A 216-nucleotide genomic window follows, 5' to 3' on the forward strand; every position below is an offset into this window, starting at 1 on the left:
CCTCAACGCCGACCCCTTCAGCACGGGGATGGGCACCTCGAACGACCCCTTCAGCACGGGGATGAACACCCTCAACGCCGACCCCTTCGGCCTGGGGATGGACAACACCCTGCACGACCCCTTCGGCCTGGGGATGGACAACACCCTGGACGACCTCTTCGGCGAGATGCATGACGCTCAGATCGGCGGATCGTTCAACGACACCGCGATGGACCT

General features: G+C 64.4%; 1 protein-coding gene. It reads left to right on the top strand.

Annotated elements, in window-relative coordinates; genetic code table 11:
- Positions 1-216: hypothetical protein (locus tag ACLQ24_RS30795; RefSeq protein WP_425895223.1), on the top strand; the 216-nt coding region annotated here is incomplete at both ends.

It is taken from the genome of Micromonospora sp. DT4 (genome assembly GCF_049841675.1).
In the GTDB taxonomy this organism is placed as follows: Bacteria; Actinomycetota; Actinomycetes; order Mycobacteriales; family Micromonosporaceae; genus Micromonospora.